The sequence below is a fragment of the Sphingomonas sp. genome (assembly GCF_032114135.1).
GTDB lineage: Bacteria > Pseudomonadota > Alphaproteobacteria > Sphingomonadales > Sphingomonadaceae > Sphingomonas.
The window spans coordinates 560,407-581,633 of sequence record NZ_DAMCTA010000001.1 but is presented as its reverse complement, the minus strand read 5'-3'; the positions used below and the strand labels follow the sequence as shown (position 1 = coordinate 581,633).

The window sequence follows — 21,227 nt, the reverse complement described above, 5'->3', positions numbered from 1 at the left end:
TCAAGGATTTGGCGCGCACCCATGGAAATCCCTCTCGGCTTAACGTTCGACGACGTCCTCCTCTATCCGGGCGAATCCGAAATCGTGCCGAGCATGGCGGATACGCGCACCCAGGTGACCAAGGGCCTCGCGCTCAACATCCCGATCCTCTCTTCGGCGATGGACACCGTCACCGAAGCCGACATGGCGATCGTGATGGCGCAGCTCGGCGGCATCGGCGTGCTCCACCGCAACCTCGAGGTCGAGGAGCAGGTCGAGGCCGTCCGGCTGGTCAAGCGCTTCGAGAGCGGCATGGTCGTCAACCCGATCACCATGGCGCCCACCGGCACGCTCTCCGACGCGCAGGCGCTGATGGCGCGGCACCGGATCAGCGGCATCCCGATCGTGGAAGCCGATGGCAAGCTGGTCGGCATCCTCACCAACCGCGACGTCCGCTTCGCCGAGAACCCGAACCAGCTCGTCTCCGAGCTGATGACGCACCAGAACCTCGCCACGGTAAAGCTCGGCGTGGCGCAGGAAGAGGCGCGCCGCCTGCTCCACCAGCGTCGGATCGAGAAGCTGCTGGTGGTCGACGACGCCTATCGCTGCGTCGGGCTGATCACGGTCAAGGATATCGAGAAGGCTGTCACCTATCCGCACGCCACCAAGGACGCGACCGGCCGGCTGTGCGTCGCCGCGGCGACGACCGTGGGCGACAAGGGCTTTGCCCGCACCGAGGCGCTCGTGGATGCCGAAGTCGACCTGATCGTGATCGACACCGCGCACGGCCATAACAAGGACGTCAGCCGCGCGGTCGAGCGGGTGAAGAAGCTCTCCAACCGCGTCCAGGTGATCGCCGGCAACATCGCAACGGCCGAGGCGGCGCGCGCGCTGATCGATGCGGGCGCGGACGGCCTCAAGGTCGGCATCGGCCCGGGCTCGATCTGCACCACCCGCGTCGTCGCAGGCGTCGGCGTGCCGCAGCTCACCGCGGTGATGGATGCGGCCAACGAAGCGGCGAAGTCGGGCATCCCGGTGATCGCCGATGGCGGCATCCGCACCTCGGGCGACATCGCCAAGGCGCTCGCCGCCGGCGCCAGCGCCGCGATGATCGGCTCGCTGCTCGCGGGCACCGAGGAAGCGCCGGGCGAGACCTTCCTGTACCAGGGCCGCGCCTACAAGTCGTATCGCGGCATGGGTTCGGTCGGCGCGATGGCCAAGGGCTCGGCCGATCGCTATTTCCAGCAGGACATCAAGGATCAGCTCAAGCTCGTCCCCGAGGGTATCGAGGGCCAGGTGCCGTACAAGGGCCCGGCGCGCGACGTGATCCACCAGCTGGTCGGCGGCGTGAAGGCGTCGATGGGCTATGTCGGCGCCGCGACGCTGCCCGAGTTCCAGCAGAAGGCGCGCTTCGTGCGCATCACCAATGCGGGCCTCAAGGAAAGCCACGTCCATGATGTGACGATCACCCGCGAGGCGCCCAACTACCCGACGCGCTGAGCGCGCTAGCCGGTCGTGGCGGGCCGTTGCTCGCTCGCGACCGGCACCGGCGCCGGAACCGTGTCGGCGTGACGGACCTGGTTGCGGCCGCCCCGCTTCGCCGCATAGAGCGCGCGATCCGCTTCGCGATACAGCTTGGCCAGGTCGACGCGCTGCCGCCCTTCGGCGACGCCGATGCTGATCGTCACCCGCTGCTCGCCGATCGTCGCGCGATGGTCGCAAGCGCCGATTGCCTCGCGCACCTGCTCCGCGAACTCGAGCGCCGGCGGGTTCGCCGCGATGGTCAACAGCGCGAACTCCTCGCCGCCCAGCCGGGCGACGGTGCAGTGCGCGCTCTCCCAACGCGCCAGCCGTGTTGCGATCGTACACAGCACGATGTCACCGGCGTCATGGCCATGCTCGTCATTGATCGCCTTGAAGCGATCGATGTCGATCACCAGCAATGCGACGGTGGCCTGGGTGCGCGTCGCCGTCGCGATCAGCGCTTCGGCCGCATCGAGGAAACCCCGGCGGTTGCGGATCGCGGTCAGCGGATCATGCTCGGCGAGCCGGCTGGCGCGCGCCTCCGCCGCGCGGGCAAGATCGCGCTCGGTCCGCAAACGGGCAAGCCGACGGCTGGCGGCGAAGGAGAGCCACAGCGTCTGCCAAGCCGAGGCGAACAGCACGAGGATCTGCGCCCCGCCGCCCCAGAACAGCGTGCCGAGATCGACGAGCTGCGTGAGCGCCAGCGCCGCCATCGGCACCGACCAGGCTGCGAGCAGGTCGCGTGCCTCGACGCTGCCGCGACGGGCACCGACGATCAGGCAGGCGAGCACCGCCGCCAGATCGCCCAGAACGGCCACGGCGAGCGGCGGGCCGAGGCTCTCGATCAGCGGGCCCCGTGCCAGCGTCGCCGGAATGCCGATCACCGCGACGGCGATACCTAGCGCCAGCGCGGTCGCGCGCAGCAGCGAAGGAATCCGGTCCTTTTCCAGCGCGCTGGTCGCGCTCAGCGTGGCAAGCAGGACGGCGAGGGCGGAAAGCGCGGTGCTGGTCTGCGCGGCCAGCGTGCCCGCGATACCCGGCGCCAGCAGCAGGCCGAATTGCGACCAGATCGCGCCCCACAGGAAGACCGTGGCGGCCCAGGCGCCCTGCCAGCCCAGATAGGCGCGGCGTGTGCCGAAGGCGAGCGATAGGTTGTACACCGCGCCCGCCAGCAACAGCGTGAGCGCCGCGCCGATCAGCGCGCCGAGGACGGCGGTCTCGATGCCTGCTTCGCCTGCTCGCACCAGCCGAAGCCGCAGCAGCGCGTAGCTTGCCAGTCGATCGACGCGCAGCGTGACCGCGGTGAGGGCCGTCTTCTGGTCGCGAGGCGTGAACGCGATCTGCGCACCGGGGCGCCAATGGTCTCCGAAGGCGCCTGCGCGGACTTCCTGCCATTCGACGCTGCCATCGGCATAGCGGAAGACGACAGCGAGACGATCGAACCGCGTCTGGTGGACGAGCAGCGTCGGCGTCTCGCCGCGGAGACCATAACGCCGCGGGTCGAGCTGCAGCCACAGCCGTCCCGACTGATAGCCCGTCGGCGGGTTTCTGCACTGGAACCGGATCGCGGGCAATGCCGCGTTCGCCCCATCGATCGGGGAGACGGCGTGGCAAAGCCGCGAGTCGAGCGGGATCCCCACCGCAAGGGCCGGCGCGGGCCCGAACAACCAGCCGAGCAGCAGCACCCGCCACGCCTGCAGCAGAGCCCCTCTCGCCACGCACCGCACCGAACTCTTCCCCACCATTGCCACGTCGCACCCCATGCGTGGTTCGGCGTGTACAAAGGATTGCGCTGTCTGGCTATCCGAACTGGAGCGCGGGCGCTTTGCAATCCGCAGGCGTTCGGCCTAGCGCTGCCGCCATGACTCCTGCAGCACGTGTACAGATGGCGATCGACCTGCTTGATCAGGTGATCGCGGCCGCGCGCAACCGCGGTGCCGCCGCCGATGTGATCTTGGCGCGCTGGTTCGCCGAGCGGCGCTTCGCCGGCTCCAAGGATCGACGGGCTGTGCGTGGCCTCGTGTATGACGCGATCCGGCTGTGTGGCGAGGTGCCGGTGTCGGGTCGCGCGGCGATGCTGGCTGTCGCGCAAGCGCAACCGGCGCTGGCGGACCTGTTCGACGGCTCGCACTATGGCCCCGCGGCGATTGCCGAGGGCGAACCGGTGGCCGGGCAGGGCGTTGCGCCGGCTTGGCTCGAGGCCGCGTTCGAGGCCTCGGGCCTCGATGAGGGCGAGCGCGCGGCGCTGCTCGATCGCGCCCCGCTCGACCTGCGGGTCAACCGGCTCAAGACGACGCCCGAGGCCGTTGCGGCGCTGTTCGACGGCGCCGAGCCGCTCGCCTTCGCCCCCAATGCGCTGCGGCTGCCCGAGGAGACGCCGGTCGATCGCACCGATGCCTATGACGAAGGCGCGTTCGAGGTGCAGGATGCCGGCAGCCAGCTGGTCAGCGCGCTGGCCGGCGCAGCGCCGGGGATGACGGTGATCGATCTCTGTGCGGGCGGCGGGGGCAAGACGCTGGCGCTGGCGGCGGCGATGGCCAACCAGGGCCGGATCCTCGCCTGCGACGTCGACCGGGCGCGTCTGTCGAAGCTGATGCCGCGGGCCGAGCGCGCGGGCGTCACCATTGCCGAGACGCTGCTGCTCAACCCCGGTCGCGAAGCCGAAGCGCTGGCCGATTGGCGCGAGCAGGCGGATCTGGTCGTGGTCGACGCGCCCTGTTCGGGCACCGGCACGTGGCGGCGCAACCCCGAGGCGCGGTGGCGGCTGACCCCGGCGCAGCTCGATCGCTATGTCGACACCCAGGCGCATCTGCTCGACGTCGCCGCGCGGCTGGTGCGGCCGGGTGGTGCCCTGGTGCACATTGTCTGCTCGCTGCTCGATGCCGAGGGGGCGGGGCAGGTCGAGCGGTTCGTGGCGGCGCATCCCGGCTGGGCGGCGGTGCGGCTCGATGCCCCGGCGGGACGTCCGCGCGGTGAGGGGCTGCGGCTCACACCGCTGCACGACACGACCGACGGCTTTTTTGTCGCGAAGCTGGTGCGGCAATGCTAGCCCGGGGCCATGGAGTTTCGGAGATGTTGATGCGGTTCACGACGATCTCGGTGGCGACGGCGCTACTGGTGCTGACGGTTTCGACCAGCCTGAGCGCGCAGCGGCCCGACAGCCAGCTGGAGCCCCGTTCCGTCGAGCTGGTGCGCCAGGCGCGCAGTGCCCAGGCAGCGGGCAATCTGGGCGGGGCCAATGACCTCCTCGAAAGCGCGCTGGCGGTCGATCCGCGCAATCGCGAAGCCTTTGTGCTGCTCGCCGATATCGCCCGCACGCAGAACCTGCCCGGCAAGGCGATCCGCTTCTATGGCGAGGCGCTCAAGCTCGATCCCAACGACGTGACCGCGCTGCGCGGGCAGGGCGAGGCGATGGTCGGCAAGGGGGCGATGACCCGCGCCAAGGACAATCTCGCCAAGATCAAGACGATCTGCAAGACAGGCTGCGCCGATGCGACCACTCTCGCCGCGACGATCGCCAAGGGCCCGCCGCCGACGCCGACCCCGGTCGCGGCCAACGACAACACCGCCAAGGAAGCGGCCAAGCCCTGAGAGGGGCTCAGCTGGGGGCGATCGCCGCCTCCAGCGCCCGCGCGCGGCTTTCCTGTGCGGCGACGATCTGTCCGGCGCGGTCCATGGCGGCCTGGAGCGCCGGATAGTCGGGCTGGCCGCCCTGGGCACGCTCGATTCGCAGCTGGTCCATGTCGGCGAGCGTCACCGCGGTCCGCGAACGGATGCCGTCGAGCACGCTGAGCGCGGTCTGCGCATCGAGCCAAGGGCTCGTACCCGCTGCCAAGCCGCGGGCACGGGCGACCTTCGCCTCGGCATCCTTCGCCGCGGTCTGGAATTCGCCATCGGCCGAATCGATCTTCGCCGTGAGCGCCCTAATCTGCCCATCCAGCCCCGCATCCGGGGTGGCCTGCGGCACGGGCCGCTCCGGCTCGGTGAAGTTCAGCCCTTCGTTCGCGCGCGGCAGCAGCGAGGGATAGCGCGTGGCGGGCTGGGCGCAGCCGGCGAGCAGCGCGGCGCCAGCGGCGAGAAGGGGGAGCGATCGCATGGCGTTGCCATATGCTTGTGGAAAACTTGGCGCAACGGGGTTGCGCTCTCCGATTTCCGCCGATACACGCTCGCCTCCACCAGGCGCCCGTAGCTCAGCTGGATAGAGCATCAGACTACGAATCTGAGGGTCGGACGTTCGAATCGTTCCGGGCGCACCATATCCCCCGCTGGAGCATCTGCTCGGCGGGGGTTTGTGTTTCTGGGGTCAGGCGCGCGCTTCCAGGCCGTCGAGGATCTTGCCGCCGGCCATGAACACCGCGATCGGGCATACCGCGAACAGCAGCTTGCCACCCAGGCCCGGATACAGGCTCATATAATGGTAGCCGCGCTCGACCGCGCCATTGGCGAGCCCGAAAATCACCAGAAAGGCTTCGAACTTCGACTTGATCACGAAGAGGCGGCCGATGCGGTACAGCATGGTCCGCCCGTAGCAAGCCCCGTGCCAGCCCCGGAAAAGTCAGATTTTTCAGCGAGCGATCATGGTAAAGTGTCAAGTAACTCGACAAGGTCGAGCGTCTCGAACAGCGCCGCGCGCGCAGCTTCGATACGGGCGACCAGCGCCGCATTGGCGATGGCGCTTGGATCGATCGACTCGGGCCAATGCGCCTCGATGACCGCGGCGATGCGATCGAGCTTGGCGGCATCGACCAGGAAGCGCGGGTCGATAGTCGCAGGATCGGCGACGACGCGCAGGCGGAGGCAGGCGGGACCGCCGCCATTGGCCATGGATTCGCGCACATCGACCACCTCGACCCGGCGGATCGGACCGTTGCCGGCGACATGCGCCTCCAGCCAGTTCCACACTGCGGGCGTATCGCGCGCTTCGCTCGGCACGATCAGCACGGTGTCGCCGCCCGGCACGGTGACCAGCTGGGCGTTGAACAGATAGGAGGCGATCGCGTCGGCGAGGCTCACCTGCTCGGCGGGCACTTCGACGATCTCGACTTCGGGCATCGCGGTGCGCAATTGGGCGTAGAAGCGGTCCTTGTCGGCGAAGGCCTGTTCATGCGCGAACAACACACGGCCATTGGCCACTGCGACGACGTCGTTATGGAAGGCGCCGGCAGCGATGGCCTCTTCAGATTGCTGGACGAACAGGGTGCGCGCGGGATCGAGCAGGTGGCGGCGCGCGACCGCGGCGCTGGCATCGGGGTGCTGGCGGGCGGGGAAGGGGCTGCCGGCGATGCCGTAGACGAACACCTCCACGCCCGGCGCGTCGTGCGCGGGTGCGAGCCGCATATGGTTGGCCGCGCCCTCATCGCCGAAGGGGGCCGGTACCGGGCCGTGCACCGCGAAGGTTGGGTCTGCGAAGGCGAGGCGGAGTTGCGCCAGCGTCTCGGGCCATTCGTGGCTGCGATGGGGCATGGTCGCCAGATTGGCGACGCTCAGGTGGCAGCGACCGTCGGCGGTGTCGGGCGCGGGCGAGACGGTGGCGGCATTGGCGGCCCACATCGGCGAGGCGGACAGCGCCTGCGCCTGGCTGTGCGGCGGTGCCTGTTCATAGCGGAGCCCAAGCTGGGCGAGCCAGCGATGGTCGGGCCGGGCGTGGGGGAGGAGGATGCCCTGGTGCAGCCCGAGCGCGAGATTGGCGCGCATCTTGGCGATTCCTTGCAGCGCGGCGGCACGTGGGCGGGAGACCGCGCCGCGGTTGCGCGTAGCGGCGAGATTGCCGGGGCTCAGGCCTGCATAATTGTGACTGGGCCCGATGATGCCGTCGAAATTGATCTCTACCAGCATCAGCGGGCCACCCACAGCACGGTGTCGCCCACCGACAGGGCCAGTGCCTCGGCCGAGACGGGGTCGAGGGTGATGCCGCCCTCGGACGGGGTGACCTGCGCGAGCGCCGACTGGAAATCGGACAGCGTGCCCGAGGCGACCAGCGCCGGCTCGCCGCCGCCGGCGATCGCGGAGATCGTCGCTCGCTGCGCCTCCCGGACGGTCTTCACCTGATCAGTGCGGGCGGTCATGGTCGGGCCGCCATCGAAGATGTCGATATAGCTCTCGTATGCAAAGCCTTCATTTTCAAGCATTCGCATCGCCGCCCGACCGGAGGGGTGGGGCAAGCCGATCACCCCGCGTGCACTATCGGAGAGCATCGCCGTGTAGACCGGATGCTTCGGCATCAGGTCGGCGATGAACTGGTTGCCATGGGTGGCGTTGAACTCGTCCGCCTGCTGGAAATTCATCCCGAAGAAGCGGCCGGCGACGCCGTCCCAGAAGGGCGACCCGCCAGCCTCGTCGATCACCCCGCGCAGTTCGGCAAGGATGCGGTCGGCGAAGCGTGCGCGGTGCTGGGCGATGAAGAGATAGCGTGCCCTGGCGAGCAGCAGCCCCAGGCCGCCGGCGCGTTCGCCCGGATGGAGGAACAGCCCCCCCACTTCGCTGCAGCCTTCAAGGTCGTTGACCAGGCTTAAGATCTCGGCGCGGAAGGTCCGCTTAAGTTCTTGACTGTGCTTGGTGACCGTGCCGATGCGGTAGCTGTAGAACGGCCATTTGTCGCCGACGCGGGTGAAGATCTGGCAGGTGCCGCGCACGTCGCCAGTCTCGACATTTTCGAGGATCAGCACGAACAGATCGTCGGCGACCTCGGCATCTTCGCCGCGTGCGAAGGCGGCATGGCTGCGATCCAGCTTGGCCCTCAGGGCGGGCTTGTCCGGCGGCAGATTGGTGAAGCCTCCGCCAGTTAGCTTCGCCATCTCGTATAGATGCTGAAGATCCTCGTCGCGCGCGGCGCGGATGCGGAAGCTGCTCATGGCCGGCCTCGCTCGGCGAGGCGGAGAATGGTGAGAACCGAGAGCGCGGCGCGCTCGGGCAGGCTTTCGGGGATCAGAAATTCCTCCGTGGAATGGATGGCGCCACCGCGGGCGCCCATGGTGTCGACCACCGGCACCCCGCAGGCGGCGATGTTGTTGCCGTCGCACACCCCGCCGGTCGCCTTCCAGGCGATGGGGATGCCGAGATCGGCGCCCGCGTCGCGGACGAGATCGAACAGGCGGCCAGCGGCCGGGTCGATCGGCTTGGGCGGGCGGTTGAAGCTGCCGTGCAGTTCGATGCGGACCTCGTGCGCTGCCGAGACCTGCGCGATCGCCGTATCGAGCGCGGCTTGCGCTCGGGCGGTCGCGGCGACGTCGCCGGGGCGGAAGTTCACCCGCAGGATCGCGAGGTCCGGCACGACATTGTTGGGGCCGCCGCCGTCGATCCGGGCGGGGTTCACGGACAGGCCGGGCGCCTTGGCGTCCGCCAGCATCACCGCCAGCGCTGCCGCCGCGACGAGCGCGTTGCGGCCCTCTTCGGGGTTGCGGCCCGCATGAGCGCTGCGGCCATGGACGACGAGCGAGAAATTGCCGGTCCCGCCCCGCGCCCCGGCCAGGGTGCCGTCGGGCAGTGCGGGTTCATAGGTGAGCGCGGCGGTCTTGCCCTGCGCGACGCGAGTGATCAGCGCGCGCGAGGCGAGCGAACCCGTCTCCTCGTCCGAATTGATCAGCACGGTGTAGCCGAAGCGCTCGGCAAGCGGGCTCCCCTCGGCGGCTTCCAGCGCGGCGAGCATCAGCGACAGGCCGCCTTTCATGTCGGCGGCGCCGGGCGCATTGAGGCGGCCATCGTGCAGCCATTGTGCCTGCTGAAACGGATGATCGGCGGCGAACACCGTGTCCATATGGCCGGTGAGCAGCAGCTGTACCGGCGCGTCTGGCCGCACCGTCAGCAGCAGGTGCCGGCCATGGTCAAGGGGCTCGATGGCGCCCCCCGGCGTCACCGTCTCCACCGGCTCAGGGTCAACGAGTTCCAGCGTGCCCGGCAGCACCGAAAAAGCGTCCGCCAGCGTCGCCGCCATGGCGGCCAGCCCCGCCAGGTTGCGGGTGCCGCTGTTGATCGCCGCCCACTCCAAGGTCCTCTCCAGCATCGGCGCGGCTTGCGCGCGCTCGATCGCCGTCCGTTCGATAGCGGATAGCATGGTCATGGGGGGCGTGGTAGCGCGGAACCGGGGCGGTTGAACACCCCCGGCGGCGTGCCGATCAGAAATCGACGACGAGCGCCGCGCGGCTGGTGGTGTCGGTGGTCAGGCGGCCGAGCGGCGGCGCGCTTTCATACTGCACCGTATAGCTGAACTGTGCGGAGAGCGGCCCGATCAGCTTGGCGAGCAGCGCCGACTTGGTCGCGACGGTGCTGTTGTCCTTCTCGACATAGGCCGAGGCCTGCTGGGTGATCGACATGCCGCGCGACAGCCGCCAGGCGAAGTCGAGCGACCCGCGCGCGGCGATGTTGTTCTCGGTCGGCGCGCCGATGAAGCGCGTGTAGCGATAGGCGGGGCCAAGCTCGACATCGAGCTTGATCGCCGAGCTCTTGATCGCGCTATAGCCGGCACCGACCGACATCGAGACACGATCGCCAAAGCCCGAGAAGCGATCGCTTTCATATTGCGCGGCGCCGTACATATACGCGCGATTGTCGAACTTCCAGTTGGGCTCATAGGCGGCGAGATAGCGTTCGCGCGTGGTGAGGCCGAGGCTCTCCTGATAATCGGCCTGGACGCGGACCTTGTGGCGCCACTCGATGCCTTCGCGCTTCACCTCGGCGGCGGCGGTGACGCCGATATTCTCCGAATTGCCGGTCTGCACATAGCCGCCGAGTTCGACATGGCCCTTCACCAGCTGGAGGAAATGCGCCTCGCGCAGTGCTTGCTGTGCCACCTCGCGGCGGCTCGACCGCCATTCGCCCGCGATCTTGGCGACCAGCGGCGCGCTCGCCGGATCGGCGGTCTTGGCATATTTGACGATGACCGCGACATCGGCCTCGTTGCCCGAGCTCATCGCGGCGTCGAGCATCGCCTTGATCGTCGGCGGGATCGGCGGATCCTCGGCGTTCGCGAGCAGGAGCGGAAAGGCGAGGAGGAGGACACGCATCACGCATTTGTCCTAGCCATGATTTCGCGGCGCAAAAAGGGCAGGCGGTCGCATCTCTACCACGCATGGCCTCAGCGACGGCCTCGGAGACAGGTTGCGGCGCGGCGGGGAGGCGCAGACGGTGGCGGCTATGGAAAAGCAGGCAGTGGTGTTCGGAGCCTCGGGCGGGATCGGCGGCGCGATCGTGGCGCAGCTCGCCGCCGACCCTTCGATCGCGCGGGTTTATGCGGGCAGCCGTCGCCCTGGCGCATCGACGGACGCGAAGCTGGTGCCGTTCGCCTTCGACCTGACCGACGAGGCGAGCATCGCCGCCGCGGCCGCGACGGTGGAAGGGCCGGTGGACCTCGTTTTCGTGGCGACGGGCATGCTGCATCGCGCGGGCGGTCCTTCGCCGGAAAAGGCGCTGCGGGCGCTGGACGGCGCGGCGATGGCCGAGATGTTCGCGGTCAACACCATCGGGCCCGCGCTGATCGCCAAGCATTTCGCGCCGCTGCTGCCGCGCGATCGCCGGAGCGTGTTCGCGGCCTTGTCGGCGCGGGTAGGTTCGATTGCCGACAACCGGCTTGGCGGCTGGCACAGCTATCGCGCGTCCAAGGCGGCGCTCAACATGCTGCTGGTCAACCTCGCCATCGAACTGCGGCGGACGCATCCGCAGGCGGTGGTCGCCGCCCTGCATCCGGGCACCGTCGATACCGGCCTCTCCGCTCCGTTCCAGCGCGGGGTTCCGCAGGAAAAGCTATTTTATACAGATCGTAGCGCCGGGTATCTCCTGGAAGTTCTTAGCAATTTGGCGCCCGAGGATTCGGGTGGCCTGTTCGCGTGGGACGGCGCCCGCATTCCCTATTGAGCGAGCCGCGCCTCGACCAGCCGGCGCAACGCGACGCGCGCCTTGAGCCGGGCGGCAAGCAGCGCCATGCCGCTGATCTTGCGCTGGACGAACAGCGTATCGGCGGGCGGCACGTGCCATACCGCGCGATCCTCGACCATCTGCATGCCTTCGCCGCGCACAGCCTGCAGAAAGCTGCGATCGCCGAAGTCGAAGTCGTCGGCGCGGTCGGTCTGTTCGAGGATCAGCCCGATCATCCGGTCGATCACCTCCGGATGCCGCTCTAATGCAGCCGGGCTGAAGAAGCCGAGGTCGAGCGCAGCGGCGCGGACGGCGGCACGATCGCTGTTGATACCAGCATGGAGCAGGTGGCGGTATCCAGCTGTAATGTTATCCAAAACCGGCATTGCCGCACCGAAGTCGAGCAGCACCAGCCGCCCGGTTTCGGGCTGGTAGCGATAGTTGGCGAAGTTGGGATCGGTTTGGATGAAGGCGAAGGTGAACAGCTCCTGCAGCACCAGGTCGATCAGCGCCGTCGTGACGCGGTTGCGCTCGTCCTGGTCCGCCGCCTCCAGCGTCTCGATCGGCTTGGCGGCGATATAGTCCATCGCTAGCACGTTGGTGGTGGAGAGCTCGTGCACCGGGCGCGGCACCAGATAGCGATCGTCACCGGCGAGGTGATCGGCATAGCGCGTCATCATCGCGGCTTCACGGACATAATCTGCCTCGTCATGGAGCTGGCGTTTGGCCTCGCCGAGCAGCGGCGCGATGTCGAGGCCTTTGGGCAGCAGCCCGGAGAGGCGGAGCAAAGTCGCGACATTGTCGACGTCCGCGTCGATGCTCTCGCGCACACCGGGATACTGGACCTTGATCGCGAGCATCCGCCCGTCGGGCAGCCGCGCGCGGTGGACCTGGCCGATCGAGGCAGCCGCCATCGGGTGCGCCTCGAACAAGGCGAAGCGGCGGCGCCAGTCGGCACCCCATTCCCTCGCCAGCACCTGCTGGAGCTGGGCCGGGGGCATGTGGTGGGCACGGTCGCGGAGGCGGGCGAGGATCTGGGTAAGCTCGTCGGGCAGCACGTCGCCGGCATCGAGCGAGATCATCTGCCCCAGCTTCATCGCCGCGCCGCGCAGCTGTGCCAGCTGCTCGGTCGCCCGCGCGACGTTGCCGGGGGTGAGGACGAGATCGCGCAGCTGCGGGCGCTCGCCCGCGACAAGGCGCTTGGCCCCCTCGGCAAGCACGTTGCCGGCAACCCCGCCGGCCAGCCGCCCCATCACGCCGAAACGGGCGAGCCGCCCCTTGGGAACCGCGCGCGAGCGGCCATCATATCCACTGTCATCCGCCATGCCGTTCCCTTTCGCGCACCCAGCGCTGGAGTTTGGGTCGAACGCGCAGGAAGGCGCGATAGAGCCGTTCGAGGAGCCATGTCATTCCCGGCAGCAGCGCCAGCAAGCCCAAGGGCCGCAGCAGCGGGATCGCGCGCCACATCGCCGCAAACGCCGCCGCACCGCTGTAGAAATGGCCTTGCGCGTCGCTGACATGGAAGCGGGCGAGCAGATCGCCGCGGTCGAGCGGGCAATTGGCGGCGTCGTCGCTCACATCGACGAAGCGCAGCCGCGCACCTCGATCGAGCCGCTGGATCAGCGCGATCTCGCGGCTGCAGAGGGGGCAACCGCCATCATACCAGACGGTCAGCGGTTCAGCCATTCCAGCGGCTCCCCGCCGGTACCAGCGCATCGAGGAATCGCGCTGCGTCATCGGCGATCTCCGCCTTGCGCTCCTCCGTCATGCGGTCGAGGTTGCGGACGATCGGTCCCATCCGCTGATTGCGCGCGAAGCGATCGCGGTGGCGGGCGATGAAGTCCCAATAGAGATAGTTGAACGGGCAGGCATCCGGTCCGGCCTTCAGCTTCACCTTGTAGCGGCAGCCGGCGCAGTAATCGGACATGCGGTCGATATAGGCGCCGCTCGCCGCATAGGGCTTGGAGCCCATGATTCCGCCATCCGCGAACAGCGCCATGCCGATCGTGTTGGGCATCTCCACCCATTCATACGCATCGGCATAGACCGCCATGTACCAGACATGGACCAGATAGGGGTCGATGCCGGCGAGCAGCGCGAAATTGCCGGTGACCATCAGCCGCTGGATATGGTGGGCATAGGCATGCGCGCGGGTCTGCTCCACCGCGTCTCGCACGCACGCCATGTCGGTCTCGGCGGTCCAGTAGAATTCGGGGAGCGGGCGACGGGCCTCCAGTGCGTTGACGTCGGCATAGCGCGGCATGTGCAGCCAGTAGATGCCGCGGACATATTCGCGCCAGCCGAGGATCTGGCGGATGAAGCCCTCCGCCGAGTTGATCGGCACCCGGCCGGCCCGCCATTCGGCCTCGGCGCGGCGGCAGAGGTCGAGCGGATCGAGCAGGCCGATGTTCAGATAGAGTGCGAGGTGTGCGTGGAAGAGTACTGGCTCGCCGCGCCGCATCGCGTCCTGATAGTCGCCGAAGCGGGGCAGGGCGTGCTGCAGGAAATGGTCGCGTGCCGTCTCTGCGTCGGCGCGGGTGACGGCGAGGGCGAAGGGCTGCAGGTCGCCGAAATTGTCGGGGAAGCGACGTTCGACCATTTCCAGCACCTCGCGGGTGATCGCATCGGGCTCGAACGCCGGGAGTGCCGGCGGCTCGGTGCCGGACGGGGGCGTCCCGCGATTGTCGTGGTCGTAATTCCATTCGCCCCCGGCGGGCTTGTCGCCGTCCATCAGCAGCCGCGTGCGGCGGCGCATGTCGCGGTAGAAATACTCCATCCGCAACTGCTTGCGACCCTGCGCCCAGGCACGGAAGCCGGCGGGGTCGATCAGGAAGCGGGTATCGGGAAGCAGGGTAAGGCCGGGCACCGCTGCGAGCGCTTGGCGGAGGCGCCATTCGCCGGGTTCGATGCAGAGGATCCCCTCGACGTTGAGTGCCTCGCGGGCGCGCTCGATCTCTCCCACCAGGCTGCCACGGTTCTCCGGATCCTCGAGCCGGGTGTAGCGGAGCTGCCAGCCCTCGCCGCGCAGTTCCTCGGCAAAATGGCGCATCGCCGAGAAGACGAAGGCAAGCTTCTTCTTGTGGTGCGGGACATAGCGCGCCTCGTCGGCAACTTCCGCCATCAGCACCACGTCCTCGGCCGGATCGGCTTCGGCGAGCGAGGAGAGGCCAGCGTTGAGCTGGTCGCCGAGGATAAGGATCAGCCGCGCCATGAAGACTCATGTGGGGTAGGGGCCGCGTGCGAGCGCGATGTCTTTTCGGACAGGTTGAGCGCTGGCGGTACGCGCGCGATCCCGACGCGATGGAAAACCCTGCCTCGCTCTCCCCCGCCGCGCGGATCCTCGGCTTTGCCGGCCTGTTGCCGCTGATCGGCTGCGCCGCCGGTCTGGTGCTGCTGCCGGCGCACCGCGAGGCTTTGCTCGACGCCGGGTTCGGCTATGCCGCGCTGATCTTCAGCTTTCTCGGCGGGCTTTGGTGGGGGCAGGGCGTCGCCCGCGGCAAGGCGTCGGCTGCGTTGTTCAGCGTTGCGGTGGTGCCGTCGCTGATCGCCTGGGGGCTGATGCTGCTTCGGCTGCTCGGTTGCCCTCTGCGGGAAGCGCTGATGGCGCTCGGCGTGGTGATCCTGCTCTCGCCGATCGTCGACCTCGCGCTGGCGCAAAAGCAGCTTAACATGCGTGGCTGGATCGCGCTGCGCCTCCAGCTTTCCGCCGGACTGGGCGCGCTGACGCTGGCGCTTGCAGTCCTCTGATCAGGCGGCGGCCACCGCGCTGCCGATCATCGTGCCCAGCCGGTGGCCCGAAAGCCAGGCAAGCTCGACCCGCGGCCCCTGCAGCCAGTCGCCGCACGCGCCAAGCCGCAGCGCGCCGTTCCACAGCGCGCCCTTGTCGATTCCCGGCGTCATCGCGAAGCGCCAGCGATGCGCGGCGAGGTAGCGAACCGTCGGCACCGCGCCATCTGCATGCGCGAGCAGCGCGTCGAGCAGCGCCTGCGCCACCGTATCGGCTGCGTCTTCCAGATGGTCGGTCGACCACGACCCATGGCCCTGCACCACCCAGGTTTCGCCATCGCGCCGACCGGGCTTTGCGCCGTCGCGTGCCGCCCAGCCGATGACACCCTGCTGGCGGATACTGTCCACAGCGATCGGCACACGATCCTCGAACGCGATCATCGCCGTCCAGCAAGGCTGCGAGCGCGCGGCCATGGCGTCTGCGGCCATCATCAGGTCGTGCGTGCCGAGGATTGCAGCCGCCTGCTCTGCCGGCAGCGCGATGATGGCGGCGTCGAACGGGCCGTGCTGCTGTGCCTGCAACCGAACGTGCCAACCTTGCACGTTGCGCGTGAGGCCGACGACATGCTGCCCGAAATGCACCTGGTGTGCCGACGCCATGTGGCGGACGGGTGCGTTCATCGTCGGCGTGCCGACCCAGGCATCCGGGCCGGCCTCCTGCCACGGGCTGGCGACGCCCTGCGCCTGCCATTCCTGCACGAGGCGCCGGAAGCGATCGTCACGAACGGTGAAATATTGCGCGCCATGATCGAACTGCAGCGTCTCGCCGTCGACCTCAACCCGCCGGGTGGACATCCGCCCACCGGGTCCGCGGCCCTTGTCGAACAGCGTCACCCGGTGCCCTGCGGCACGCAGCTGATCGGCACAGGCCAGGCCGGCGATGCCGGCACCGAGGATCACGACGTCCATCTGCGCGGCCCCGCTCAATAGCCCATCAATGACATGAGCTCGGCGCGGCTGCTGCGATCCTCGAGGAAACAGCCCAGCATCCGGCTGGTAACCATGCCGACGCCGTGGGTCTTCACGCCGCGCCCGGTCATGCAGCCATGCTGCGCCTCGATCACCACCGCCACGCCGGCGGGCTTGAGGTGCGTCCAGATCGCCTGTGCGATCTCGGCGGTAAGCCGCTCCTGAATCTGCAGGCGGCGGGCATAGCCGTGGAGCACACGGGCAAGCTTGGAGATGCCGACCACCCGGTCCTTGGGCAGATAGGCGATCGACGCCTTGCCGGTGATCGGCGCCAGATGATGCTCGCAATGCGACTGGAAGGGTATGTCCTTGAGCAGCACGATCTCGTCATAGCCCGCCACTTCCTCGAAGGTGCGGGCGAGGTGCATGCCGGGATCCTCGTCATAGCCGGCGCAATATTCGCGCCAGGCCTTGGCATGGCGTATCGGCGTGTCGCGCAGCCCTTCACGCTCGGGATCCTCGCCGACCCAGCGGAGCAGCGTCCGCACCGCTTCCTGCACTTCGTCGGGGACCAATTCGCCGCCTGTTTCGTTGTCGGCCCGTTCTATGTCGTTGCAGAAGAAGTTCATCGGGCCTACCTTTCGTTTCACCGGCAGCATTTGCGTGGCACGCCGGCACCGAGTGTCCTCCACATGAGGAACCCGGCCGAAGCCGGGAACATGGACAAAAGGGTATGTAACATTGCTGCCCCAAAAGGATGCGGAAAGCCGACCAATGCCACTAGCCGACATGATCGCCGGAAGCGCCGTTGCCGCGGTGCTCAGCAACCCCCGACTGCCCGACAACCCGATCGTCGATTGCAACGACGCCTTCATTGCGCTGACCGGCTATCAACGCGATGAGATCGTCGGGCGCAACTGCCGCTTCCTCTCCGGGGACAAGACGGAACCCTGGCTGAGCGAGGCGCTGAGCGCTGGGGTGCGCGAGAAACGGCCGGTCATGGTGGAGATCCTCAACTACAAGAAGGACGGTACGCCGTTCCGCAATGCGGTGCTGGTCGCGCCGATCTTCGGCGAGGATGGCGAGCTGGAATATTTCCTCGGCTCGCAGATGGAAGTCGAAGGGCCGAAGGAAGGCACCGCCCATCGCGCCACCATCGCGCGGGACAAGATCGGCGCGCTGTCGCCGCGACAGCGCGCGGTGCTGATCGCAATGGCGGCGGGCAAGCTCAACAAGCAGATCGCCTATGATCTCGGCCTGACCGAGCGGACGATCAAGATGCACCGCGCGGCGATGTTCCGCGCGCTGGGCGTCCGGACCGCGGCGGACGCGGTGCGGATGGCGATCGAAGCGGGCTATTGAGCCACGAAAAAGGGGCGCCCCTGGAGGGACGCCCCTGATTGGTTCGGCCGGTACGGCTTATTGCGCGTTGGCGGCCGGCATGTCGGCGCCGTTGTCGGGCGCGGCGTTGCCGATCATCGCCTCGGCCTCGGCATTGGCGCGATCCTCGGCATCGTTCTGGTAGATCATCGCATTGGCCTCGGGCGCGACGTTCGCGCCGTCGGACAGATTGCCTTCGCCGCCGCCGCATGCCGCAAGCGGCGTCAGCAGTGCTGCCGCGGCCATCAGGCGAAGCTTGATCATCCGGTTGCTCCTACATTCAAATCCGTTGCGCAGCCGAAAGGAGCTGCGCGTCAGCCCGCTGCATGGGGCACGGCGAGCAACGCGTCAAACGCAAATATGTCGCATCGCCGTGACTTTGCCATGTTTTCGCCCGAATTCGGGACGTGCCGTCACTCGCCCTTTTCGGCGGGGACGGCGGCGATATCTTCCGGTGCATTGGCCGCGATCGCCAGCATCGACGCCCAGGCGCCGACGTTCTGACGCAGCTGGGCGGGATCGATCTTGTCGAGCGTGTCGTCGGGCGTGTGGTGCAGGTCGAAATAGCGCAGCCCGTCCTGGTTGAGCCCGATCGTGCCGACGCTGAGCGCCAGGATCGGCTCGACATCGGTGCCGCCATGCGCGGTGCCGCGGCCGCGCTCGATGCCGAGCGGGTAGAGCGCGGTCTCCAGCCGGTCGGCGATCGCCTTGGCGCCTTGCGGCAGGTTGGTCTCGAACTTCCAGACCCGGTCGGCGCCGAAATCGGATTCCATCGCGAGCACATGGCGCTCCTTGGCATGCGCCTTGGCATAGGCGGCCCCGCCGAAGCCGCCGACTTCCTCGGCGCCGAACCAGACGACGCGGATCGTGCGGCGCGGCTGGCCGAGCTTGGCGGCCTGGAGCGCGGCGGCGGTGGTGATCGCCACGCCCGAGGCGTCGTCGATCGCGCCGGTGCCGAGGTCCCAGCTGTCGAGATGGCCGCCGACGACGATGATGCCGGCGCCGGGGTCGCTGCCCGGGATGTCGGCGATCACATTGCCGGATTCGGCCTCGCCCTTGAACTGCGGGGTCACGCTCAGCCGCAGCTTGACCGGGCCGCGCTTGACCAGGCGCACCAGCTGCTCGGCATCGGGCACCGAAAGCGCGGCGGCGGCGATCGGCGAGACGCCCTTCGCCCAGGTGGTGACGCCGGTATGCGGATTGCGGTGATGGTCGGTGCCGATCGAGCGGATCAGCACTGCGGCGGCGCCCTTGGTCGCGGCGATGCTCGGGCCGGCGCGGCGGACGGCGCCGTAATAGCCGTACTGCGAGCCGTCCTGGGTCGGCACCATCGCATGGTCGATAAAGGCGACCTTGCCCTTGAGGCTGCCGGCAGGGGCGGCCTGGAGATCGGCGAGCGACGCGAAATAGGCCACCTCTGCCTCCAACGGCCGGGCGCCGGTGGACCCTGAATAGCCGAGCGCGGCGATGGTCAGCTTCTGCGCCGATCCACCAAGGACTTCGGCGGTTTCCGCGCCGCGGATCCAGACGGGCATGCGATAGGTTTCGATATGGACGTTCTGAAAGCCCAGCGCGGTCAGTTTCTTGACGCCCCAGGCGCGGGCGCGGGCTTCCGCCTCGGTGGCGGCGAGGCGCTGGCCGATCTCGGTCGTCAGGCCCTCCGTCACATCCCATGCGACCGTGTCCTGCAGCGCAGCGTCGCGCACCTTGGCGACCTGGTCGGCGGTCTGCGCCAAGGCGGGGAGGGGAAGGGCGAGCGCGGCAGCGGCCGCGAGGAGGAGGCGCTTGGTCATGCTGCGGATGCTAACCAGCGGTGGACCGATTGCAATGGGGGATGAGCGGTTTGGAAAGCATGTTTAAGCCCCTCCTCCTTGGAGGAGGGGTTGGGGGTGGAGGGATTCCGGACCAGAGGTTGGTCTCGGTAAGACTCAGCCCCACCCCAACCCCTCCCCTGAAGGGGAGGGGCTTAGAAGATGACCCAAGCCGGCGCATTGCCCCGCGTTGCCAATCCGCGCCCGCATCGCTACATGCCACGCGTCTTTCCAGCATCCAGAATTCTCGCAACGGAGATCCGCCACCGTGGCTGCGCAGTACGCCTTCGTCATGAAGGACATGACCAAAACCTTCCCCGGCGCCCCCAAGCCGGTGCTCAACAACATCAACCTGCAATTCTACCAGGGCGCCAAGATCGGCATCGTCGGCCCCAACGGTGCAGGCAAGTCGACGCTCATGAAGATCATGGCCGGCATCGACAAGGATTTCGCCGGCGAGGCATGGCCGGGCGAGAACATCACCGTCGGCTATCTGCCGCAGGAGCCGCAGCTTGACCCGACCAAAAGCGTGCTCGAGAACGTCAAGGACGGCGCGCGCGAGACGGCGGACATGGTCGATCGCTTCAACGCCATTTCGGCCGAGATGGGCGATCCCAAGGATGACACCGATTTCGACGCGCTGATGGAGGAGATGGGCGATCTCCAGGCCAAGATCGACGCGGTCGATGGCTGGAGCCTCGACAACCAGCTCGAAATCGCGATGGAAGCGCTGCGCTGCCCGCCGTCGGACTGGCCGGTCGAGAACCTGTCGGGCGGTGAAAAGCGCCGCATCGCGCTTACCCGCCTGCTGATCCAGAAGCCGTCGATCCTGCTGCTCGACGAACCGACCAACCACCTCGACGCCGAAAGCGTCAACTGGCTGGAAAACCACCTCAAGGAATATGCCGGCGCGGTGCTGATGATCACCCACGACCGCTACTTCCTGGACAATGTGGTCGAGTGGATCCTCGAGATCGATCGCGGCAAGTACTTCCCGTACGAGGGCAATTACTCGACCTACCTGGAAAAGAAGGGCAAGCGCCTGGAGCAGGAGGACCGCGAGGCTTCCGGTCGCCAGAAGGCGATCCAGGACGAGCTCGCCTGGATCCGGCAGGGCGCCAAGGCCCGCCAGACCAAGTCCAAGGCGCGTATCGCCAAGTTCGAGCAGCTGGTCGCCAGCCAGGAGAACCGCACGCCGGGCAAAGCCCAGATCGTCATCCAGGTGCCCGAGCGCCTGGGCGGCAAGGTGATCGAGGCCAAGAACATCTCCAAGGCGTACGGCGACAAGCTGCTGTTCGAGAACCTCTCGTTCATGCTGCCGCCGGGCGGCATCGTCGGCGTGATCGGGCCGAACGGCGCGGGTAAGTCGACGCTGTTCAAGCTGATCACCGGCCAGGAAACGCCGGACACGGGCGAGATCGACATCGGCTCGACCGTGCGCCTCGGCTATGTCGACCAGAGCCGCGACCACCTCGACGACAGCAAGAACGTCTGGCAGGAAATCTCCGACGGTCTCGATTACATGAAGATCAACGGCCACGACCAGTCGACGCGCGCCTATGTCGGTGCGTTCAACTTCAAGGGCGCGGACCAGCAGAAGATCGTCGGCAAGCTGTCGGGTGGTGAGCGCAACCGCGTCAAAATCGCCAAGATGCTGAAGCGCGGCGGCAACGTGCTGCTGCTCGACGAACCGACCAACGATCTCGACGTGGAAACGCTGGGCGCGCTGGAAGAGGCGATCGAGAATTTCGCGGGCTGCGCCGTGGTGATCAGCCACGATCGCTTCTTCCTCGATCGTCTCGCCACCCACATCCTCGCCTTCGAAGGCAACAGCCATGTCGAATGGTTCGAGGGTAACTTCGAGGCCTATGAGGAAGACAAGCGCCGTCGCCTGGGCGACGCCGCCGATCGTCCGACCGCGCTGGCCTACAAGAAGCTGACGCGCTGAGCCTGAACGCGCCGGGTCGAGCCCCAGAGGCTCGATCCGGCGCT

21 protein-coding genes and 1 tRNA gene are annotated in these 21,227 nt (G+C 67.9%); 8 read left to right on the top strand and 14 right to left on the bottom strand.

Annotated features, from left to right (window positions below; all coding sequences use genetic code 11):
• The first annotated feature begins 21 nt into the window (after positions 1-21).
• Complete coding sequence (guaB, locus tag RT655_RS02840; protein ID WP_313534872.1) at positions 22-1,479, top strand: IMP dehydrogenase; 1,458 nt, start codon at positions 22-24, stop codon at positions 1,477-1,479.
• Positions 1,480-1,484: 5 nt separating this feature from the next.
• Here the strand turns inward: guaB and RT655_RS02835 are convergent, their stop codons facing one another.
• Positions 1,485-3,221 carry a sensor domain-containing diguanylate cyclase gene (locus tag RT655_RS02835; RefSeq protein WP_313534871.1) on the bottom strand — a complete coding sequence of 579 codons (1,737 nt, stop codon included), beginning with the start codon at positions 3,219-3,221 and terminating at the stop codon, positions 1,485-1,487.
• Positions 3,222-3,364: 143 nt separating this feature from the next.
• On the opposite strand from RT655_RS02835, the gene RT655_RS02830 reads away from it, so the two are divergent.
• Together RT655_RS02830 and RT655_RS02825 are read left to right on the top strand one after the other, a co-directional pair.
• On the top strand, positions 3,365-4,552 hold the full coding sequence (locus tag RT655_RS02830) for an RsmB/NOP family class I SAM-dependent RNA methyltransferase (RefSeq protein WP_313534869.1): 1,188 nt from the start codon (positions 3,365-3,367) through the stop codon (positions 4,550-4,552).
• A 29-nt stretch (positions 4,553-4,581) separates the two neighbouring features.
• Complete coding sequence (locus RT655_RS02825) at positions 4,582-5,094, top strand: tetratricopeptide repeat protein (protein ID WP_313536887.1); 513 nt, start codon at positions 4,582-4,584, stop codon at positions 5,092-5,094.
• Between the two features lie 7 nt (positions 5,095-5,101).
• Here RT655_RS02825 and RT655_RS02820 read toward each other — a convergent pair whose 3' ends face one another.
• Positions 5,102-5,599, bottom strand: a complete 498-nt coding sequence (locus RT655_RS02820) for a hypothetical protein (RefSeq protein ID WP_313534868.1) — start codon at positions 5,597-5,599, stop codon at positions 5,102-5,104.
• An 83-nt stretch (positions 5,600-5,682) separates the two neighbouring features.
• On the opposite strand from RT655_RS02820, the gene RT655_RS02815 reads away from it, so the two are divergent.
• Positions 5,683-5,759, top strand: a tRNA-Arg gene (locus RT655_RS02815).
• A 47-nt stretch (positions 5,760-5,806) separates the two neighbouring features.
• On the opposite strand, the gene RT655_RS02810 is transcribed toward RT655_RS02815, so the two are convergent.
• Genes RT655_RS02810 through RT655_RS02790 form a run of 5 tightly spaced genes read right to left on the bottom strand, consistent with a single transcriptional unit; the run spans position 5,807 to position 10,502 of the window.
• Entirely contained in the window at positions 5,807-6,019 is a 213-nt protein-coding gene (locus RT655_RS02810; protein WP_313534867.1) for a hypothetical protein, read from the bottom strand.
• Between the two features lie 59 nt (positions 6,020-6,078).
• Positions 6,079-7,338, bottom strand: coding sequence for an N-succinylarginine dihydrolase (locus RT655_RS02805; protein ID WP_313534866.1), 1,260 nt, complete (start codon positions 7,336-7,338; stop codon positions 6,079-6,081).
• Complete coding sequence (locus RT655_RS02800; RefSeq protein ID WP_313534865.1) at positions 7,338-8,354, bottom strand: arginine N-succinyltransferase; 1,017 nt, start codon at positions 8,352-8,354, stop codon at positions 7,338-7,340. The genes RT655_RS02805 and RT655_RS02800 overlap by 1 nt, the downstream gene beginning before the upstream one ends.
• The gene (locus RT655_RS02795; protein ID WP_313534864.1) at positions 8,351-9,559 is read right to left on the bottom strand and encodes a hydrolase; all 1,209 of its coding nucleotides are present in this window, start codon (positions 9,557-9,559) and stop codon (positions 8,351-8,353) included. Before RT655_RS02795 ends, RT655_RS02800 begins: the two co-directional genes overlap by 4 nt.
• A 55-nt stretch (positions 9,560-9,614) precedes the next feature.
• Positions 9,615-10,502, bottom strand: coding sequence for a DUF481 domain-containing protein (locus RT655_RS02790; RefSeq protein ID WP_313534863.1), 888 nt, complete (start codon positions 10,500-10,502; stop codon positions 9,615-9,617).
• A 130-nt stretch (positions 10,503-10,632) separates the two neighbouring features.
• On the opposite strand from RT655_RS02790, the gene RT655_RS02785 reads away from it, so the two are divergent.
• Entirely contained in the window at positions 10,633-11,349 is a 717-nt protein-coding gene (locus RT655_RS02785) for an SDR family NAD(P)-dependent oxidoreductase (protein WP_313536886.1), read from the top strand.
• On the opposite strand, the gene RT655_RS02780 is transcribed toward RT655_RS02785, so the two are convergent.
• The 3 genes from RT655_RS02780 to RT655_RS02770 are packed head-to-tail and all read right to left on the bottom strand — an operon-like array spanning position 11,343 to position 14,560.
• Positions 11,343-12,674 carry an AarF/ABC1/UbiB kinase family protein gene (locus tag RT655_RS02780; RefSeq protein WP_313534862.1) on the bottom strand — a complete coding sequence of 444 codons (1,332 nt, stop codon included), beginning with the start codon at positions 12,672-12,674 and terminating at the stop codon, positions 11,343-11,345. The genes RT655_RS02785 and RT655_RS02780 overlap by 7 nt on opposite strands.
• A complete protein-coding gene (locus RT655_RS02775; RefSeq protein WP_313534861.1) occupies positions 12,664-13,035 on the bottom strand; it encodes a DUF393 domain-containing protein in 372 nt (123 codons plus the stop codon). Before RT655_RS02775 ends, RT655_RS02780 begins: the two co-directional genes overlap by 11 nt.
• A complete protein-coding gene (locus RT655_RS02770; protein WP_313534860.1) occupies positions 13,028-14,560 on the bottom strand; it encodes a cryptochrome/photolyase family protein in 1,533 nt (510 codons plus the stop codon). Before RT655_RS02770 ends, RT655_RS02775 begins: the two co-directional genes overlap by 8 nt.
• A gap of 89 nt (positions 14,561-14,649) precedes the next feature.
• Here RT655_RS02770 and RT655_RS02765 point away from each other — a divergent pair, with 89 nt between their 5' ends.
• A complete protein-coding gene (locus RT655_RS02765; RefSeq protein WP_313534859.1) occupies positions 14,650-15,096 on the top strand; it encodes a DUF3429 domain-containing protein in 447 nt (148 codons plus the stop codon).
• Here the strand turns inward: RT655_RS02765 and RT655_RS02760 are convergent, their stop codons facing one another.
• Positions 15,097-16,044: an FAD-dependent oxidoreductase gene (locus RT655_RS02760; RefSeq protein ID WP_313534858.1), complete on the bottom strand. Its 948-nt coding sequence runs from the start codon at positions 16,042-16,044 to the stop codon at positions 15,097-15,099. It lies immediately after the preceding gene.
• A 14-nt stretch (positions 16,045-16,058) separates the two neighbouring features.
• Entirely contained in the window at positions 16,059-16,673 is a 615-nt protein-coding gene (folE, locus tag RT655_RS02755; protein WP_313534857.1) for a GTP cyclohydrolase I FolE, read from the bottom strand.
• A gap of 160 nt (positions 16,674-16,833) precedes the next feature.
• Between folE and RT655_RS02750 the strand changes: the two genes are divergently transcribed.
• Positions 16,834-17,406 (top strand): PAS domain-containing protein, encoded by a 573-nt coding sequence (locus RT655_RS02750; protein ID WP_313534856.1) that lies wholly within the window; start codon positions 16,834-16,836, stop codon positions 17,404-17,406.
• Positions 17,407-17,463: 57 nt separating this feature from the next.
• On the opposite strand, the gene RT655_RS02745 is transcribed toward RT655_RS02750, so the two are convergent.
• Both RT655_RS02745 and RT655_RS02740 read right to left on the bottom strand, forming a co-directional pair.
• On the bottom strand, positions 17,464-17,688 hold the full coding sequence (locus RT655_RS02745; protein ID WP_313534855.1) for a hypothetical protein: 225 nt from the start codon (positions 17,686-17,688) through the stop codon (positions 17,464-17,466).
• Positions 17,689-17,837: 149 nt separating this feature from the next.
• The gene (locus RT655_RS02740; RefSeq protein WP_313534854.1) at positions 17,838-19,217 is read right to left on the bottom strand and encodes a M20/M25/M40 family metallo-hydrolase; all 1,380 of its coding nucleotides are present in this window, start codon (positions 19,215-19,217) and stop codon (positions 17,838-17,840) included.
• A 286-nt stretch (positions 19,218-19,503) separates the two neighbouring features.
• Here RT655_RS02740 and ettA point away from each other — a divergent pair, with 286 nt between their 5' ends.
• The gene (gene ettA, locus RT655_RS02735; RefSeq protein ID WP_313534853.1) at positions 19,504-21,183 is read left to right on the top strand and encodes an energy-dependent translational throttle protein EttA; all 1,680 of its coding nucleotides are present in this window, start codon (positions 19,504-19,506) and stop codon (positions 21,181-21,183) included.
• Positions 21,184-21,227 lie beyond the last annotated feature (44 nt).

Coding starts and splice junctions, on each gene's coding strand:
- RT655_RS02745 (WP_313534855.1), bottom strand. CDS start 17,688: ATGATCAAGCTTCGCCTGATGGCCGCGGCAGCACTGCTGACGCCGCTT.
- RT655_RS02750 (WP_313534856.1), top strand. CDS start 16,834: ATGATCGCCGGAAGCGCCGTTGCCGCGGTGCTCAGCAACCCCCGACTG.
- RT655_RS02795 (WP_313534864.1), bottom strand. CDS start 9,559: ATGACCATGCTATCCGCTATCGAACGGACGGCGATCGAGCGCGCGCAA.
- RT655_RS02740 (WP_313534854.1), bottom strand. CDS start 19,217: ATGACCAAGCGCCTCCTCCTCGCGGCCGCTGCCGCGCTCGCCCTTCCC.
- guaB (WP_313534872.1), top strand. CDS start 22: ATGGAAATCCCTCTCGGCTTAACGTTCGACGACGTCCTCCTCTATCCG.
- RT655_RS02775 (WP_313534861.1), bottom strand. CDS start 13,035: ATGGCTGAACCGCTGACCGTCTGGTATGATGGCGGTTGCCCCCTCTGC.
- RT655_RS02780 (WP_313534862.1), bottom strand. CDS start 12,674: ATGGCGGATGACAGTGGATATGATGGCCGCTCGCGCGCGGTTCCCAAG.
- RT655_RS02825 (WP_313536887.1), top strand. CDS start 4,582: ATGCGGTTCACGACGATCTCGGTGGCGACGGCGCTACTGGTGCTGACG.
- RT655_RS02760 (WP_313534858.1), bottom strand. CDS start 16,044: ATGGACGTCGTGATCCTCGGTGCCGGCATCGCCGGCCTGGCCTGTGCC.
- RT655_RS02810 (WP_313534867.1), bottom strand. CDS start 6,019: ATGCTGTACCGCATCGGCCGCCTCTTCGTGATCAAGTCGAAGTTCGAA.
- folE (WP_313534857.1), bottom strand. CDS start 16,673: ATGAACTTCTTCTGCAACGACATAGAACGGGCCGACAACGAAACAGGC.
- RT655_RS02785 (WP_313536886.1), top strand. CDS start 10,633: ATGGAAAAGCAGGCAGTGGTGTTCGGAGCCTCGGGCGGGATCGGCGGC.
- RT655_RS02820 (WP_313534868.1), bottom strand. CDS start 5,599: ATGCGATCGCTCCCCCTTCTCGCCGCTGGCGCCGCGCTGCTCGCCGGC.
- RT655_RS02790 (WP_313534863.1), bottom strand. CDS start 10,502: ATGCGTGTCCTCCTCCTCGCCTTTCCGCTCCTGCTCGCGAACGCCGAG.
- RT655_RS02765 (WP_313534859.1), top strand. CDS start 14,650: ATGGAAAACCCTGCCTCGCTCTCCCCCGCCGCGCGGATCCTCGGCTTT.
- RT655_RS02830 (WP_313534869.1), top strand. CDS start 3,365: ATGACTCCTGCAGCACGTGTACAGATGGCGATCGACCTGCTTGATCAG.
- RT655_RS02805 (WP_313534866.1), bottom strand. CDS start 7,338: ATGCTGGTAGAGATCAATTTCGACGGCATCATCGGGCCCAGTCACAAT.
- RT655_RS02800 (WP_313534865.1), bottom strand. CDS start 8,354: ATGAGCAGCTTCCGCATCCGCGCCGCGCGCGACGAGGATCTTCAGCAT.
- RT655_RS02770 (WP_313534860.1), bottom strand. CDS start 14,560: ATGGCGCGGCTGATCCTTATCCTCGGCGACCAGCTCAACGCTGGCCTC.